Consider the following 16,630-nt stretch of genomic DNA (forward strand, 5'->3'; position numbering starts at 1 on the left):
CGGGTTGCCTGGGGCGCGCAGGAACCTATCTGCATCGGCAATGTCTTCTCCAAAACGTACGAATCGTGCGGTAACCACGATCGCGATCCTGCTCTCGTTGTTCATGGCAGCGATGGAAACCACGGTCGTCGCGACGGCGATGCCGACGGTGGTGGCGGATCTCGGGGCGCTCGAGTTGTACGGGTGGGTCGGCGCGGTGTACCTGCTGGGCAATACGGTGGCGATGCCGATTTACGGCAAGCTGTCGGACCTGTACGGGCGCAAGGCGCTCATGTTGGTGGGCATCACGCTCTTCCTGATTGGCTCGATGGCCAGCGGCCTCTCGCAGTCGATGGTTCAGTTGATCGCCTTCCGCGCGTTGCAGGCGCTGGGGGCCGGCGGGTTGCAGACGCTCGCGTTCACCGTGGCGGGCGACATCTACGAGGTGAAGGAGCGCGCCCGCATCCAGGGCATCTTCGGCGCCGTCTGGGCCATCGCCGGCATGAGCGGGCCATTCTTGGGCGGGCTTCTGGTGAAGTTCCTCTCCTGGCACTGGGTCTTCTACGTCAACGTGCCCGTCGGTATTTTGGCCGCATTTCTCTACGTGATCGCCTTCCACGAATCGGTGGAGAAACGGGAGGCCAAGCTGGATATCCCCGGCGCCATCTTCGTGACCGGCGCCGTGGTGTCGCTTCTCCTGGGCACGAGCCGCGTGGCGCCGGCCATCACCATTCCGCTGGCCATCGTGCTCGGCGTGATCATGATCCTGGTCGAGCGCCGCGCCGAGGAGCCGGTGATTCCGCTGGATCTGCTGCGGAAGAGGGTCATCGGCCTGTCGTGCCTCTTGGGCGGCGTCGTCGGCGCGAGCATGATGTCCGTGGTGACGTACCTTCCCTTGTACCTGCAAGGGATCGTGGGCACGAGCGCCACCACCGCGGGCTCGATGCTTTCGCCGCTGCTCATCGGCTGGCCGCTGGCGGCCACCTTCACCGGGCGGCTCCTGTCGCGCTTCTCGTACCGCACGATGATGATCTTCGGGTGGACCCTGGCGACGGCATCGCTGGTCGTGCTCGCGATGGAAATCCAGAATGTGGCGTCGCCGGGTGTGCTCTACGCCATCATGTTCTTCCTGGGCTTGGGCCTCGGCTTCGCCAACACGCCCGTCATCCTCGTGCTTCAGGAAAGCGTCACGTGGCAGCAGCGCGGCGCAGCCACCGCGGCGAGCGCGTTCTTCCGCACCATCGGTGGCTCCATCGCCGTGGGTGCACTCGGAGCCATCCTGGCCGGCGGCCTCGCAGGCCTGGCCGACCCACGCGTGCTCTCCGAGATCATGGGCCCCGAGCACGGGCACCACCTCGATCCGGCCTTGATGGGCCGCATCTCCGCGCAGTTGGAGGCGTCGCTGGTGACCATCTTCCGCATCATCTCGGCGATGGCGGCATCGGCCCTCGCCCTCGCCTTTTTCTTCCCGCGGCTGCGCCTCGGTCAGGGGGCGGGCACGTTACGGGAGCGTCAGGATCGGTCCCTTGATGACGGACTTGTCGGACAGGACGCCGAAAACGCGAAGATGACGACCTGACTGCAGCCCGCCCATGTTCGACGTGTAGAGCGTCAGGTGGTGCGGGCCTGCGGGGATCGACACGGAGCCATCCCCTTTGTTGATCCATTTGCCGTCCTCGAGAACGCCGAGGCCGGAGGACATGCGGCCGAGCTCCAGGGTGCCGCCGAACTGCTGCGGTGCCTCCTCGATTCCGATCAGGGTGTTCACGCGAAAAAAGTTGTCTGGCTCGCCGCGTTCGTCCGTCGACATGAGAAAGAGCGCGGAGAGCGGCCCCGTCACGTCCACGACGAACGAGATATCGAGCAGGCCATCGGGGTAGAGGTACGCATCGCGGCCGCCTACTTTGTCGACCCGGAGGGAATCCGGCGAAATCTGCAAGGAGCGCACGCTCGCCCCGTTCGACGAAACTTCCACCGAGGTGGAAGACGACGAAGGGGATTGCGCCGCGTTCGAACTGCCGCCGCATGCGGAAAACGCGGCCAAGAAAACCAGGGCAGGCGCAGGCGCCACCAAGCCAACCACGCGGACGAGGTACTTCGGAAGACGGGCCATGCGCGCATCTTAGTGGAGCCGGTTTCTTGGTACACTACGAAGATGGATGCGGTGAAATTGGCTCGGCTGATCGATGCAGCGCAAGGGCGCGTGCCGTGCGACGTGGTGGTCAAGGACGTGCGGTACCTCGATGTGTTCACGTGCACGTGGCACCAGGGGGACTTGGCCGTCAAAGATGGGTTCCTGGTGGGGCTGGAGCCGGGGCTCTCGGCCGAGCGCACGATCGAGGGGCGCGGCCGCTCCGTCGTGCCGGGATTTTGCGATGCGCACGTGCACCTGGAGAGCTCCCTCCTCACGCCCCATCATTTCCAGCGCGCGGTGCTCCCGCGCGGGACGACCTCGGCCATCTGCGATCCGCACGAGCTGGCCAATGTGATCGGCCTCGGCGGCATTCGCTACTTCCTCGATGCGGCGCGCGGCATGGCCCTGAACCTGCGCGTGATGCTCAGCTCCTGCGTGCCCGCGACCGATTTCGAGACCAACGGCGGAGGAACCATCGACGCCGCGGCCCTGGCCACGTTGCTGGACCACCCGAAGACCTTGGGCCTGGCCGAAATGATGAACGTGCCCGGCGTGCTTCACGCCGATCCGGCGGTACTGGCGAAGCTGGAGACCTTCGTGGGGCGGCGCATCGACGGGCACTGCCCGCTGGTGCGCGGGCGCGATCTTTCGGCGTACGCGGCGGCGGGCATCTCGAGCTGCCACGAGAGCTCGGAGTACGACGAGGCAAAGGAAAAGCTCACCAAGGGCATCGCGGTGTGGATCCGCGAGGGCAGCGTGGCCAAAGATCTGCGCGCGCTGGCGCCGCTGCTCACCATGGCGACGTCGACGAGCATCGGCTTCTGCACCGACGATCGCAATCCGCTGGACATCGCGCGCGAAGGGCACATCGATCACTTGGTGCGCGGGGCCATCGGGTACGGCGTGCCGGCCGAGGTGGCCTACCGTGCGGCATCGTTCAGCGTGGCGCGGCACTATGGGCTCATGCGGCGGGGCGCCATTGCGCCGGGGCACGTGGCCGATTTGATCCTGCTCGACGACGTGGCGACGTGTGCCATCTCCGACGTGCTCGTCGCCGGCACACCGGTGGGCGAGCTCGATCTTTCGGGTGATGCCGACGCGCGGGAAGGCGCTGCGGCGCGCGGGACGATGAAGGCGCACGTTCCCGATGCGCGCGATCTCGAAGGACCTTCGGGCCGCGTGCACGTCATCGGCGTGCGCGAGGGGCGCATCCTCACCGATCGCGCGGTCATGGCCCACGATGCGGAGGGCGTGGCACGCCTCACGGTGCTCGAGCGCTACGGTCACGGCTCGAGGCCGGCCAACGGCTACGTGCGCGGCTTCGGGCGCAACTTCCGCGGGGCCATTGCATCCAGCGTGGGGCACGATAGCCACAACCTCATCGTCGTCGGGAGCAACACCGCCGACATGCGCACGGCGCTCGCAACGTTGATCGACAGCGGCGGCGGGTTCTGCGTCGTGGGCGCCGGCTCCGTGCACGCGCACCTCGGATTACCCATTGGCGGACTCATGTCCCCGGAGGAGCCGATTTTCATCGAGCGGGCCTTGGGGAAATTGCATCATGCGAGCAAGGAGATCGGCTGCGAGCTTCCCGAGCCGTTTCTTCAGCTAGCGTTTCTCAGCCTCCCGGTCATTCCGTCGCTCAAGCTCACCGATCGAGGTCTCATGGATGTCGATGCGTTCCAGTTGATCGACGTACGCGCCGCATGACGTCACCCGCCCCCGCAACCATGAAGCGAGTCGCCCTCATCCTGGCCGGAGGGGCTGCGCGGGGTGCGTACGAGGTGGGGGTGGTTGCGTACCTTCTTCAGGAGGTGTCCCGTGCACTGGGCCGCGACGTGCCGCTCGACATTCTGTGCGGCACGTCGGTGGGCGCGCTCAACGCGGCGGGGTTGGCGGCCTTCGCCGACGAGCCGCGCGAGCGCGCGCAGCGCCTCGTGGACGTGTGGCGCGAGCTTCGGGTGGGCGATCTGGTCAAGTCGGATTTGCGCGGGCTCCTAGCGGGCTCGCGTGCGCTGCTCGACACCAGTGGGCTGGAAAAACTGGTCGCGGACAAGATTCCGTTTGCGCGCATCGCCGACAACCTCGCCCGGGGAATGCTCACGGCGGTGACCATTTCGACGACGCACGTGGCGAGCGGCAAGACCATCGTGTTCGTGCAGCGCGCGGAGCCGGGGCTGCTGGCCTGGGGCCACGAGCCCACCCTCGAGCCGCGCGCAGCGATCCTCACCGAGCACCATGCGCTGGCCTCGGCGGCGATTCCCATCTTGTTCCGGCCGGTGCTCATCGATGGGCAGTACTACTGCGACGGCGGGCTGCGGCAGAACGTGCCGCTCTCACCGGCACGGCGTCTCGGTGCCGACGGATTGCTCATCGTGAATCCGCGCTACATCCGGCAGAATGGGCGCGATGCCACGGCCGAGGATGAACCGCGCCCGGGGCCGTTGATGCTGTTCGGCAAGGCGCTCAATTCGCTGTTGCTCGACCGGCTCGATACCGACTTGGCGCGCCTGGAGGGCATCAATCGCCTCCTGTCGGCGGGCACGCGGCGCTTCGGTCCGGGCTTCGTCGATGCGATCAACGAGGAGCTCGGACGCCACGCGCCGCCCAAGATCCGTCCCCTGTCGACGATTCTGGTGCGCGCCTCGGAGGACATCGGCAAGATGAGCGTCGAGTTCGTGCGCTCGCCGAAGTTCCAGGGGCGCGTGGGCGGGCCGCTGGCGCGGGTGATGCGGCGCCTGGCGGAGGCAGGCGGCGATTCGGAGTCGGATCTGCTGTCGTACGTGCTCTTCGACGGGGAATTTGCCTCGGAGCTGATCGACCTCGGGTGGCTCGACGCCAAAGGGCGCCACGACGAGCTATGTGCCTTCTTCGAGTCCATGTGGACCGCGCGCGATTCGCTCGCCTGACGAGGTTCCGAGGCGCGTGGCCGACGTGAGCCCGCCGCTTGCCGCGAAAAGGGCGAGCGCCGCCCAAAGGCCGAGTGCCCCCAAGGTCCATCCGCCGTCCGCGCGGGCAGCGGGCACGAAGGTGAACGCGGGGCGCTCGGTGAGCGATGCGGCGGTGAGCGGTTCGTGAACGAGCACCTTGCGATCGAACCACGCGGAGAAGTACCGCTGGAAGGTCGTCACTTGCTCCGAGAAGGCATCGTGACGCTCACGGCTGGTGCCGGCGAGATCGTCGAGGAGTCGATCCAGCACGACCACCGGTGAAGCGGCCGAGTACCGGCGCACCAGTGCGCGCTGCGCCGTGAGGGCATCGTGGTAGCTCGCCTCGACGGGTGCAGCCGCAGTGCGCACGCGGGCCCTGCTGGCGATCTGCCGCGCGTAATAGTCGTCCGGATCGGGGCGGGCGCCGGACTGCGCGAGATCGGGATGATCCTCATAGTAGCGGGCGAGAAGCTTGCTGCCCTCCAGGGAAGCCTGGCGCGTCGCCTCGCGCACGAGCATGGTGCGCTCGGTCCGCGACGGAATGGGAACACGCGCTTCGACGTGCGCCTCGAGCAGTACCGGTGCCGCCACCACGAGAAAGAACCACGCGGCAAGCGAGGCGAGGCCGCTGGCCGCCGCGGCGTGGAAGATGCCCTGGAGGGCCACGGCCACGCAGGCCCAAAAGAGCGCATAGACGGCGATGGCCACGGTGACGAGGCCCACGTCGGAATACGGCGCATGCCCCGTGGGGGAGAACGCGAGGCCGAGCAGCACCGAAGCCACCGCCACGAGCACCAAGGGGAGCGTGCGCACGGCGGCGCGCATCGCGTAGGCGCGGCGCGCGTGGATGCCCTGCGAAAGCAGAAGGCGCAGAACGAAGGACTCGCGATCGCGCGCCACCACGTCGAAGGTCAACCCGAGGACGAAGAGCGGCAAGAGGACGACGAGGACGAAGGCCAAGTCGAAGGGGCCAATGCCCTGAAGCCGCGGATTCTCCAGGTTGCCCGTGGCACCTTCGAGCGGGCCCGCGGCGGTGGTGACGGATACGACCTGCGTGCGCGCCACGCGCAATGCGTCGAACGGCTCCGCGGGAAGCATCGCGTACGTGGCCCCGCGCCCGCGCCCCATGGCGCCGGCGTTTCGCGGATCCTGCCACGCCTCGGGAGATTTGCCGCCGCGACCGAGGGCGCCCATCTCGCCTTGCAACGCAGCGATGCGGGAAGCCTCCTCGCCCGCGAGCTCGCTGCGAAATGCGGCCTCGCGGCGGGCGGTGGAGACGCCTTGCGCGAGGGCCGCGAGGCACACCACGGTGAAAAACAGGTACGCGATCCAGGCCGTGCGATCGCGTCGTAGGAGAAGCCATTCGCCCCGGCATAGGTTCATGGTGTTCATGTTTCGAGCTCCATGCGGGAACGACGGCGCACGACGAGCTCCGCGCATGCCACCGTGCCGGCGCACCAGACGAGAAGAATCACGAGAGCCCCCCAGGCATAGGAAAGCGCGAACGCGGGCGGCGGCGGCGCATAGCCAAACGGTGGCACCTCGCCCCAGAGTGCGCGATCGGCGGTCTTCTGGCCTTTGTGCTCCATGAGGAACGTGTTCATCCGCCGCACGAGCTCCTGACGATGCCGTTCCGCGGCGTCGGCGAAGTCATCGACGTGCCGCCGATCCGTCCCCGCGAGCGCCGCCGACCAGCGCTCGAGGGCGAGCCAGACCACCGCCACGCTCGCGCGATCGAGCCACGCGTCCTGCGCCGCGAACTGCGCGCGAAGGTCGTCGCGGTGGCGCTGGTAGATGACCTGATCGCGCTCCTCGTCGGTCTGAAGGCTCAAGCCTCGAAGGTCGATGGGCAGATCCTCCTCGCGGGCCACGCTGTAACGCGCGAGCGTCTTCGCCCGCAGCTCGGCCATGCGACCGCTGTACCCTTCTTCGTCGAGATCGCGCTCGAGGGCGGCGTGGGCCGTCGATGCGAGGGGGAGCGGAGCCGCTGCGTCGGTCAGGTACGCCGCCAGCCGCGGGGCGGCCAGAAAAAGCAGACTCCAGATGGCCAAGAGCGAGACCAAGGCGCTGCGCGTGCCCTTGGCCGAAGCCGACACCGAGAGGCCGATGCCCAAGAGCACCAGCCCATAGAGGCCGTAACCGAGCAGGACCCACGCCGTGCGCACCGGATCGAGCGCGAAGCTCTCGAACGACGCAAAGAAGCGCACGAGCACGACGATGACCCCGAGAAACCCGGCCAGCAGCACCCCGAGCGCCAGCGCCTTGCCCCAGAAGAGCGTGCGCAGGGAGACGCCTTGCGCCAGCAGCAACTTGAGGGTCCCTCGCTCGCGCTCCCCGGCGATGGCGGGCGCCGCGAGCATGAAGAGAACCAGCGGCAACAAGGTGCGCAGCAGCGCCGCCGCGGAGGAGCCTCCGAGACGCGCGAGGCTCGACGCATCGGCTGCAGGTGCGTCGCGCAAATCGTTGGCCTTGTGCGCCTCGAGGTACACCGAGGTGCCCTCGAAGGCGTGAACCCCCGGCTCGAAAAGGCCCAGCGCGCCCAGCGGCCGAAAGGCGTACACGCCGAAGTGCGCGGCGGAGTGCGGGTTCTTTTCGCCCTGCGTGAGCCACTGCTCGTGCGATTCGGCCTGCGCGTGGGCCCGCACCCGCTCGTAGTCACGCGCCACGCGCGCACCGGACGAGAGGGCGAGGCCCAAGAGAACGACGAAGAGCGCGACGGCTCCGAGAATGCGGCCATCGCGCAGAAACGCGCGAAGCTCGTGCCGCGCGACGGCACCGGTCACGCGGGTCACGCTGGCCGCGCTCATTGCATTTGCTCCAGGTAGATCGCCTCGAGGCGCCCCGCGGCAACGTCACGCGCGCGCAACTTCGAGACGAGGCGCCCACCGCGCATGATGCCGATGTCGTCGGCCAGCTCGTGCGCGCGGAAAAGGTCGTGCGTGGCCATGAGCACGGCGATGCCCTTGCCTCGGGTGAGCTCGCGCAAAATCGCGCAGAACTCGTTGGCCGCCTTGGGGTCGAGCCCCGAGAGCGGTTCGTCCAGAAGGAGCGCCTTGGCGTTCTTGGCCAGCGCTATGGCCAGGCCGACCTTCTGGCACATGCCCTTGGAATACGTCTCCGTGCGCCGCCGTGCCTCGGCGGCACCGAGCCCCACCTGCGCGAGAATGGCCGCGAGCTCCGCGGTCGTGCGCTCGCCCTGGCCGCTCACGCGGTGGAAGTAGCCGAGGTTCTCGAGCCCCGTGAGGTGCGGGTACAGCGAAAGCCGGTCGGGCACGTACGCCGCCGCCCGACGGGCCGCCGCCAGCTCGATCTGCACATCGTGCCCCGCGATGGCGGCGCTTCCCGAGCTGGGCGTGAGAAGCCCCAGGAGCAGGTGCACGGTGGTGCTCTTGCCCGCGCCATTCGCCCCCAGAAGCGCCAAAATGGCGCCGGACTGCACCTCGAAGGAGACGTCGTCCAACGCGCGCACACCCCCGAATTGCTTCGAGAGAGCGCGCGCGGCGATCGCCGGTGAATCGGTTCCTGACATGTGCCTCGCCTTCCTCTCGGAAGGTTGCACACCCCCAATTCACATGCAACACAATTGCAATAGATACGTCACTGCATCAGCAACTCACCGTGCCCCCCTCACCGTGCCCCCCTCACCGTGCAATGCCCTCGAGAAGCGTGGAAAGCCCCGGAAGCGGATGCACGGTGCGCAGGTCGAAGCCCGCACCGTCGAGGAGCTCGCGGAGCTGGGCTTCCGTGCGTTGCCTGCCCTGCGACAAGACGGTCATCATTTCCATGTCGAGGAAATGAACCATGGGGTAGACGGGTTGGTCCGTCACCAGCAGTTCGACGATGAGGATCCGCTGATTCGGATTCATCGCGCGGCGGCAATTCCTCAAGATCGAGAGGCTGTGCGCATCGTCCCAATCGTGCAGAATGTCCTTGAGCAGGTAGGCATCGGCTCCCGCGGGAATGGCCTCGAAGAAGTCGCCCGAGACGAACTCGCAGCGCGAGAGAACGTTGCGCTGGCGAAGACGGGCGCGCGCTTCTTCGAGGCGGGCGGGCTGGTCGAACAGCATGCCCGAGAGGTGTGGATGCTTGTCCAGAATGCCCGCGAGAAGCATCCCGCTGCCGCCGGCGACGTCGCAAAGCTTTTTCACGTCGCGAAAGACGGGCAGCGCGGCGACGCCGGGCGCGTCCAGTTCGGTGAGGCGCGACATGGCCTCGTTGAAGGTGGCCCCGTGCTCGGGGTGCTTCTCGAAGTAGCCCCAAAACGACGTACCGTGCACCCGCTCGAAGGCGCTCTTGCCGGTCATCACCGTGTGCTCCAACTCGGCCCACGCGTGGGCGTGGTAGGCCGCACCGAAATATTCCGGGAAGGCCGGCCCCCCCAGCGCATCTCGGCGGAGCACGCGCGAGACGCGGTTGTTGCCGAAGCGCCCGTCGCGCTCGCGCCGGAAGACGCCGATCTGAACCAGCGCCCGCATCATGCGCTCCAGCGCGTCGGGGTTGGCGCCCGTCCGCAGAGCGAGCTCGGGCGCATCCAGTGGGCCATTTTCCAGGATGTCCGCGATTTTCAGCTTGGCGGCAACGTGGACCATTTGCGTGCGCATCACCGCGAGGGTGTGCTCGAACACGGTGAGCTCGGGCGGGGTGATGGCGTCGAGCACCTTGAGAACGGCTGCGCGCAGCGCGAGCATGCTCTGCACCACGAAACGACCAGGGTTCGGCGGGGGTACGTACGTTCCGTCGGACATGTCCGGCGTACTCTAATCTTTTTGCTTCGGGTTCCGTGCGGAAGTAGCCTCCGCGCGTGAGCGAAAGTACGGATCTTGCCCCCCTCTCCTTCTTCACGCGACTTTGGTTCGCGTGGATTGCGTTTTTCCGCGTTCTCTTCGACGGCGAGTTCGCCGCCCGAGCCTGGGATGCCCGCGAGCCCCGCGCGCTGCCGCCTGCCCCTCCTCCGCCGAAGGAAATAGCTCCGCCGCCCGCGAAGGAGCCCGAGCCGGCTGAAAAATCCGTGGACGGGGCGCTGCAACTGCTCGGGCTTTTCCAGCGTGAGGGCCGCCTGGTGGACTTTCTGACACAGGAGATCGCGCCCTTCGCCGACGCCGAAATCGGCGCGACCGCGCGGGTGATCCACGAGGGATGCCGCAAGGCGCTGCTGTCGCACGCGACCATCGTCCCCCTTCGCTCGGAGGACGAGGACACGACGGTGACGTTGAACACGGGCTTCGACCCGGCCGAGGTGAAGCTGACCGGCAATGTGAAGGGCAGCGGCCCCTACCGCGGGGTTTTGCGCCACCGCGGCTGGCGCGCCAAGGAGATCACGCTGCCGGCGGCGGTGTCGGGGCACGACGCGAGCATCCTTTGCCCGGCGGAGGTCGAACTGTGAGCGACCAAAAACGCTTCGTCGTCGGGATCGATCTGGGCACCACGCACACGGCCCTGGCGAGCGCACCGCTCGGGGATGAAAAGGCTCGGCCCGAGGTGACGCCCATCGAGCAGCTCGTGGCCGCGGGAACGGTGGACTCGCGGACCTTGTTGCCATCGTTCTTGTATTTCGCCGCGGAGGCCGAGGGCCCGCAGGCGCTTCCGTGGGACGCGGAGCGTCGGTTTGCGGTGGGCGAGCTGGCGCGGGCGCGGGGCGCCGATGCACCGCTGCGCACGATTTCGAGCGCGAAGAGCTGGCTCTGTCATACCGGCGTGGACCGGCGCGGGCAGATTTTGCCGCAGGGCGCCCCCGAGGACATCGAGAAGATTTCCCCGGTGGAGGTGTCGTGGCGCTACTTGGAGCACCTCACCGAGGCGTGGGACGCCCTGCAGAAGCACCGCGGCGGTGACGCGGCGCCGCTGGGGGCGCAGGAGATCGTGATCACGGTGCCGGCGTCGTTCGATGCGGGTGCGCGCGAGCTCACGGCCGAGGCTGCGCTGGCGGCGGGGCTGGAGAACATCACCTTGCTCGAGGAGCCGCAGGCCGCGCTGTACGCGTGGATCGATGCGATGGGCGAGGCGTGGCGCAAGGAGCTGAAGGTCGGCGACGTCATCCTGGTGGTGGACATCGGCGGCGGGACGACGGACTTCTCGGCGATTGCCGCCGTCGAAAAAGAGGGTTCGCTCGAGCTGGTGCGCGTGGCCGTGGGTGATCACATTCTGCTCGGCGGCGACAACATGGACCTGGCGCTCGCGCACGTGGTGCGGCAGAAGGTCGCGCAGAACGGGACGGAGCTGGATCGCTGGCAGATGGGCGCGCTCACGCATGCGTCCCGCAGTGCGAAGGAGCGGCTCTTGAGCGATGCGGCGCTGGAGTCGGTGCCCATCGTGCTGGCGGCGCGCGGGTCGAAACTGGTGGGCGGTGGCGTGCGCAGTGAGCTCACGCGCGACGAGGTGACGCGGGTGCTCGTGGAGGGATTCTTCCCGGTGGTGCCGGGGGCGGCCCGGCCTGCGGTGCGCGCGCGCGGCGGTCTGACGCAATTGGGGCTTCCCTATGCGTCGGATGCGGCGGTGACGAAGCATCTGGCGGCGTTCTTGGGCAAGCAGGCCGGGGCGCTGGCGACGTTGGGGCTCCCCCACCCCAGCCCTCCCGCCTCTTCTGACCCCGCCACCCCGGGAGCCAAAACAACATTGCTCCATCCCACGGCGGTGCTGTTCAACGGCGGAGTGATGAAGAGCGATGCGCTCCGGGAGCGGTTGCTCGCGACCCTCAATGGGTGGCTCGCGGAGGATGGTGCGGCGCCGGTGCGGATGCTCGCCGAAGCAGACTACGATTTGGCGGTCGCGCGCGGGGCGGCGGCCTACGGGCTTTCGCGGCACGGGCGCGGCCTACGCATCCGCGGCGGTACGGCGCGCGCGTACTACGTTGGCATCGAGAGCGCCATGCCCGCGGTGCCGGGGATGGAGCCGCCGATCACCGCGCTGTGCGTGGCGCCGTTCGGCATGGAGGAAGGCACCGAAGCGAGCCTCCCGCCGAACGAACTGGGCGTCGTGGTGGGCGAGCCGGTGCGCTTCCGGTTCTTCGGCTCGACGGTGCGCCGCGACGACGCCGCCGGCACGGAGCTGGAGCGATGGAAGGACGGAGAGCTCGAGGAGCTCGCCCCCATCGAGGTCACCTTGCCCGCTGAAGGACGCGCCGAAGGCGACGTCGTCCCGGTGCGGTTGCATGCCTCGGTGACGGAGGTGGGCACCTTGATGCTCGAGGCCGTGGCCACGCAGCCGCGCAAGCCGAACGAGCGCTGGGGCATCGAGCTGACCGTGCGCGGAGACGCGGGTTCGACCTAGGAAATGAGCATGAGCGCGCGGGTCGTTGGGATCGATCTCGGGACGACGAACACGCTGCTGGCGTGGGCGGACGCGGAGACACCGGACCGCGCCCCGCGCATCTTCGCCGTTCCGCAGTTGGTCACGCGCACCGAGATCGAGCCGCGTGACCTTTTGCCCTCGTGCCTGTTCGCGCCTTCGCCCGGTGAAATCGAGGGCGATCCCTTCCACGATGCACCGTACGTCACCGGCGAGTTCGCACGGCAGCGCGGTGCGCAGGTCCCGGGGCGGCTGATTGCCTCGGCGAAAAGCTGGCTATGCCACGCGGGGGTCGATCGCACGGCGGCCATTCTGCCTTGGGGCTCGGACGACGAATCCGTGCCCAAAGTCTCGCCGCTGGAGGCGAGCACCCGCTACTTGGCGCACCTGAAGACGACCTACGACGCCGCCCACCCCGAGACGCCACTCGGTGCGGCCGAGGTGGTTCTCACGGTGCCGGCCTCGTTCGACGAGGGCGCGCGCGAGCTCACCTTGGAGGCGGCCGCCCGCGCGGGGTTGAACGTGCGCTTGCTCGAGGAGCCGCAGGCGGCGTTCTACGACTGCATGCAGCGCATCGGCGCCGCGGGGCTCGAGGCGCTCATCGCGGAAACGCCGGCGGCCCACGTGCTGGTGTGCGACGTCGGCGGCGGCACCACGGATCTCTCGCTCATTCGCGTGGAACGCGGCGACAGCGGTCCCGTGGTTTCGCGCATCGCCACCGGGCATCACCTGCTGCTTGGCGGCGACAACATGGATCTCACCTTGGCGCACCTCTGCGAGGAGCGGCTCGAGACGAAGTTCGATCCGGGGCGCTTCGCCCAGCTCACCGCGGTCTGCCGCGCGGCCAAAGAGCGGCTCCTCGGCGGGCACGGTGAGCAGGCGCCCGAGGAGGCCGCGGTCACGGTGCTCGGGCACGGCGCCAAGCTCGTAGGCGGCTCGCTCACCACCCGCCTCGCGCGGGACGAAGTGGAGCGCATCGTCCTGGAGGGCTTCTTTCCGCGGGTGGAGCGCGACGCCCGGCCGCAGCGCACGCGCGGCGCCTTGGTGGCCTTTGGGCTGCCCTACGAGCGCGACGTGGCCATCACGCGGCACATCGCGTGGTTCGTCGCGCGGCACGTCACGGACGGCACGCGCATCGATGCGATCTTGCTCAACGGCGGCGTCTTCCGCGCCGCACGCATCGCCGAGCGCGTGGCGGAGGTGGTGAGCTCGTGGCGCGCTCACCAGGAGCGCAGCGCGCTGCAGGTGCTTCCGCATCCCGATCCCGACTTCGGCGTGGCCCGCGGCGCCGTGGCGTACGGCCTCGCGCTGCGCGGACACGGCGTGCGCATCCAGGGTGGCGCGGCGCACGGCTACTACGTGGCCCTCGGCGATGGCACCAAGGCCGTGTCGGTGGTCCCGCGCGGCACCAAGGAAGACGTCACCGCCGTCGCGGAGGGCGTTCCCCTCGCCCTGACCGTCGGGCGCCCGGTGCGCTTCGACCTGTTCGCGGCCGACGATGCGCGCATCGATCCCGCGGGCACCGTCGTGGCGCTCGATGAAGAGCACTTTCGTCCCCTGCCCCCGGCCGCGGTGACGTTCCGCGCCGACGAGCGCAAAGACGAGAAACGCGAGATCGCCGTCGTGCTCGAGGGAAAGCTCAGCGCCATTGGCACCTTGGATCTCGCGTGCGTCGAGTCCGATCCGCCCGAGGGCAAAGCCGCACGGCGCTTTCGTCTCGCCTTCCAGCTGCGCGCCCCGGCGGTGGAACGCGAGCGCACCACGTCGATCCCGCCGGCGACCTCGCTGCGCGGCAAGAAGTTCGACGCAGCCCACGATCTCATCGACCGCGCCTTCGGCAAGCCGCGCCCGGACGCATCGCCGCGCGACGTGAAGGACCTGGTGCGCGAGCTCGAGCGCCTCCTCGGCGAGCGCTCGAGTTGGACGATGCTCGACGCGCGCACGCTCTACGACGCGCTCATCCCGCTCGCGCGCAGCCGCCGCCGCACCGCCGACCACGAGCGCGTCTTCTGGCTGCTCGCCGGCTACTGTTTGCGCCCCGGCTTCGGCGATCCGAACGACACCGCGCGCGTTTCCCGCCTCGCGGCACTCTTTCCCGAGAAGCTCGCGTTCGTCGAAGGCCCCCGCGGCTGGCAACAGTTCTTCATCGCCTGGCGAAGGGTCGCGGCAGGGATGGACGAGGCGGCGCAGACGCAGATCGTGGACACCTTCGAGGCCTTCGTCGCCCCCGCCGATCGCGGCGTCAAGAAGCCCAAAAAGCTGAAGCCCGAGGCACTGGACGATCTGCTCGAAATGCTCTCGACCCTCGAGCGGCTTGCGCCCCAGCGGCGTTCGGAGCTCGGCAGCTACATCCTCGAGCGCACGTGGACCGATCGCGATCCGCGCCTCTGGGCCGCGCTCGGGCGCCTCGGCGCGCGCGTGCCGGCGTATGCCAGCGTGCACCACGTCGTCTCCGCGATCACGGCGGAGCGATGGCTCGACCATCTGCTGCGCGAGAAGTGGGAGCAGGTCCCCACCGCCACGCGCGCCGCCGTGGAGCTTGCGCGCATGACCGGCGACCGTGCGCGGGATGTAGCCGAGCGCGTGCGCCGCGAGGTGGAGAAGCGCCTGGTCAAACTCGCCGCCAAGCCCGAGTGGATTCGGGCGGTGCGCGAGCACGTGCCGGTGGAAGAATCCGATCGCGCCGCGTTCTACGGTGAAGGGCTCCCGCTCGGATTGCGCCTCATGGACGAATGACGTGTCTGTCCTCCATTCGGACGAATGGTTGGACGCGCCCGGAGTGGATACCTCGTTTGCATGGAGGTCATCATGCATTCGGGCAAACGGACGCCGGCGCTCGCCGTGCTCTTTTCAGGGATTCTTTCCAGCCTTTTCGTCGCCGCGTGTGCCGCGGAGGAGCCGCAAGCGACGGATGAGTCGCCGAATCGAAACGAGGCGCTTCAGGATATCCAATTTCCGACATGTGCCGATGTCGGCGCGCCGGACTTAACGGTGACGGATATACCGGGGAACTGCGGCGGCGTTCTTTCGTATTCGTCCCCCAATGACCAGTACAACCACGGACTCTTTTGCGACAGCTACGTCGTGGACTTCACCAACAAGCCCGTCGGCGGCTTCCGCGCAGGCCTGGACCACGCCGTTCACTCGCAGGGCGAATGCACGGGATTGCATGCATCCTACACGGTTTACGCGTACGACGGCACCAAGTGGGTGTCGAGCGGCTCGGCCAGGACGCACGGCGTGTGGACGACGGGTCCCTTCGGCGGATGCTCGATGCAGCTCGACTCCGGCTCGTCGTTCCCGGTCGCGGGTGCGGGCACGAAATGGCGCGTGGTCGTGCGGGCCTACGAGAAGAATTGCAACGGCGACGATTGTTACACCGACAAAAAGCGCGTTTCCGTGAGCCAATTCGGCGGGCCGCCCTGCTGACGCGCGCTACTGGATGTGCCACTTTCCACGCAGGTACTCTTCGACGAGGCGGCGGTTCGCATCGGAAAGGGACGCCGTGTAGACGAGGATCTCGCCCACCATGGCCGATGCGAATTCGTCCATCCCGGGTGCGCAGCCCAGGGTGAGTGCGTCCATGGCGGGTAGACCGGCGTCGAGGAGCGAAGCTTGCTCCGCGAGCTGCCCGTTTCGGTAGGTGCGAAGGCCGCCGACGTCGCCCGCGACCAGGCGCGCGGAGAGGACTTCCCACGCCGCGCCCGAGGAGCCGAGCCGCGGTGTTTCTCGGGCGCCAGAGGCCGTGGCCACGAGAAGGCTCAGCGCGGGGGCGTCTCCCTGCGCGTGGCTGGCGTTCGCGTTCCACGGGAAGGCGACGGTCCCCGAGGGCCCGAAGCGGACGACGTTCGTGGCATCCCCGCGGCTCACGACGAAGAGCGTGAGCCCGGGCGACACGCCGGCCGCGGACCACGTGACGGAAAGGCACGTCCTCTGGGCGCGATCGAAGACGATCACCGGCGCAGGGACGACCCCGTCGCGCAGCACGCGTGGACGGCGCGATGGCTCGAGGGCAGCCGCGGAGTGGCCCTTTCCGGAGCGATCTTCCCAAAGGGTGATGGCCCCCTCGGCGTCGGCGAGATCCGAGACGCCCACGTCGGCGGAGAGCCAGAGGGCGAGGCCGTCGAGGCTGCGGGGATCGACGGGCTGTGCATCGGTGCCCGTGTCGACCACGGGGGACGCATCGACGGGCGGTGCACCGCCGTCGAGGGTTGCGCCGTCGAATTCGGCACCGAGGATCTGCGCGCAGCCTCCGGCCGCGAGAAGGACGACGACGGCGGCCGCGGTGCGGGGCGAGAGCATC

General features: G+C 68.5%; 13 protein-coding genes. 7 read left to right on the plus strand and 6 right to left on the minus strand.

The window, feature by feature from the left end:
- Nucleotides 1-40 precede the first annotated feature (40 nt).
- Nucleotides 41-1,558, plus strand: coding sequence for an MFS transporter (locus tag LVJ94_24570; GenBank protein ID WXB10389.1), 1,518 nt, complete (start codon nt 41-43; stop codon nt 1,556-1,558).
- On the opposite strand, the gene LVJ94_24575 is transcribed toward LVJ94_24570, so the two are convergent.
- Nucleotides 1,481-2,092 (minus strand): hypothetical protein, encoded by a 612-nt coding sequence (locus LVJ94_24575; GenBank protein WXB10390.1) that lies wholly within the window; start codon nt 2,090-2,092, stop codon nt 1,481-1,483. The genes LVJ94_24570 and LVJ94_24575 overlap by 78 nt on opposite strands.
- 42 nt (nt 2,093-2,134) lie before the next feature.
- On the opposite strand from LVJ94_24575, the gene ade reads away from it, so the two are divergent.
- On the plus strand, nt 2,135-3,823 hold the full coding sequence (ade, locus tag LVJ94_24580; GenBank protein ID WXB10391.1) for an adenine deaminase: 1,689 nt from the start codon (nt 2,135-2,137) through the stop codon (nt 3,821-3,823).
- A gap of 20 nt (nt 3,824-3,843) precedes the next feature.
- Nucleotides 3,844-5,022 carry a patatin-like phospholipase family protein gene (locus tag LVJ94_24585; protein WXB10392.1) on the plus strand — a complete coding sequence of 393 codons (1,179 nt, stop codon included), beginning with the start codon at nt 3,844-3,846 and terminating at the stop codon, nt 5,020-5,022.
- Here LVJ94_24585 and LVJ94_24590 read toward each other — a convergent pair.
- The 4 genes from LVJ94_24590 to LVJ94_24605 all read right to left on the minus strand — a co-directional run bounded on the left by LVJ94_24590 (nt 4,972) and on the right by LVJ94_24605 (nt 9,788).
- Nucleotides 4,972-6,435 carry a DUF3526 domain-containing protein gene (locus LVJ94_24590; protein WXB10393.1) on the minus strand — a complete coding sequence of 488 codons (1,464 nt, stop codon included), beginning with the start codon at nt 6,433-6,435 and terminating at the stop codon, nt 4,972-4,974. The two genes, LVJ94_24585 and LVJ94_24590, sit on opposite strands and share 51 nt — an antisense overlap.
- Nucleotides 6,432-7,850 carry an ABC transporter permease gene (locus tag LVJ94_24595; protein WXB10394.1) on the minus strand — a complete coding sequence of 473 codons (1,419 nt, stop codon included), beginning with the start codon at nt 7,848-7,850 and terminating at the stop codon, nt 6,432-6,434. The genes LVJ94_24590 and LVJ94_24595 overlap by 4 nt, the downstream gene beginning before the upstream one ends.
- Complete coding sequence (locus tag LVJ94_24600; protein ID WXB10395.1) at nt 7,847-8,572, minus strand: ABC transporter ATP-binding protein; 726 nt, start codon at nt 8,570-8,572, stop codon at nt 7,847-7,849. The genes LVJ94_24595 and LVJ94_24600 overlap by 4 nt, the downstream gene beginning before the upstream one ends.
- A 112-nt stretch (nt 8,573-8,684) precedes the next feature.
- On the minus strand, nt 8,685-9,788 hold the full coding sequence (locus tag LVJ94_24605) for an acetylserotonin O-methyltransferase (GenBank protein ID WXB10396.1): 1,104 nt from the start codon (nt 9,786-9,788) through the stop codon (nt 8,685-8,687).
- A 56-nt stretch (nt 9,789-9,844) separates the two neighbouring features.
- Here LVJ94_24605 and LVJ94_24610 point away from each other — a divergent pair, with 56 nt between their 5' ends.
- The 4 genes from LVJ94_24610 (at nt 9,845) to LVJ94_24625 (ending at nt 15,756) form a co-directional block, all read left to right on the plus strand.
- Entirely contained in the window at nt 9,845-10,426 is a 582-nt protein-coding gene (locus tag LVJ94_24610) for a DUF2760 domain-containing protein (GenBank protein WXB10397.1), read from the plus strand.
- Entirely contained in the window at nt 10,423-12,309 is a 1,887-nt protein-coding gene (locus tag LVJ94_24615) for an Hsp70 family protein (protein WXB10398.1), read from the plus strand. The genes LVJ94_24610 and LVJ94_24615 overlap by 4 nt, the downstream gene beginning before the upstream one ends.
- A 9-nt stretch (nt 12,310-12,318) precedes the next feature.
- Entirely contained in the window at nt 12,319-15,063 is a 2,745-nt protein-coding gene (locus LVJ94_24620) for a hsp70 family protein (protein WXB10399.1), read from the plus strand.
- Nucleotides 15,064-15,135: 72 nt separating this feature from the next.
- Nucleotides 15,136-15,756 carry a hypothetical protein gene (locus tag LVJ94_24625; GenBank protein WXB10400.1) on the plus strand — a complete coding sequence of 207 codons (621 nt, stop codon included), beginning with the start codon at nt 15,136-15,138 and terminating at the stop codon, nt 15,754-15,756.
- 6 nt (nt 15,757-15,762) lie between these two features.
- On the opposite strand, the gene LVJ94_24630 is transcribed toward LVJ94_24625, so the two are convergent.
- Entirely contained in the window at nt 15,763-16,629 is an 867-nt protein-coding gene (locus tag LVJ94_24630) for a hypothetical protein (GenBank protein WXB10401.1), read from the minus strand.
- Nucleotide 16,630: the final 1 nt, after the last annotated feature.

The sequence above is a fragment of the Sorangiineae bacterium MSr11367 genome, from assembly GCA_037157805.1.
Lineage (GTDB): Bacteria > Myxococcota_A > Polyangia > Polyangiales > Polyangiaceae > Pendulispora > Pendulispora rubella.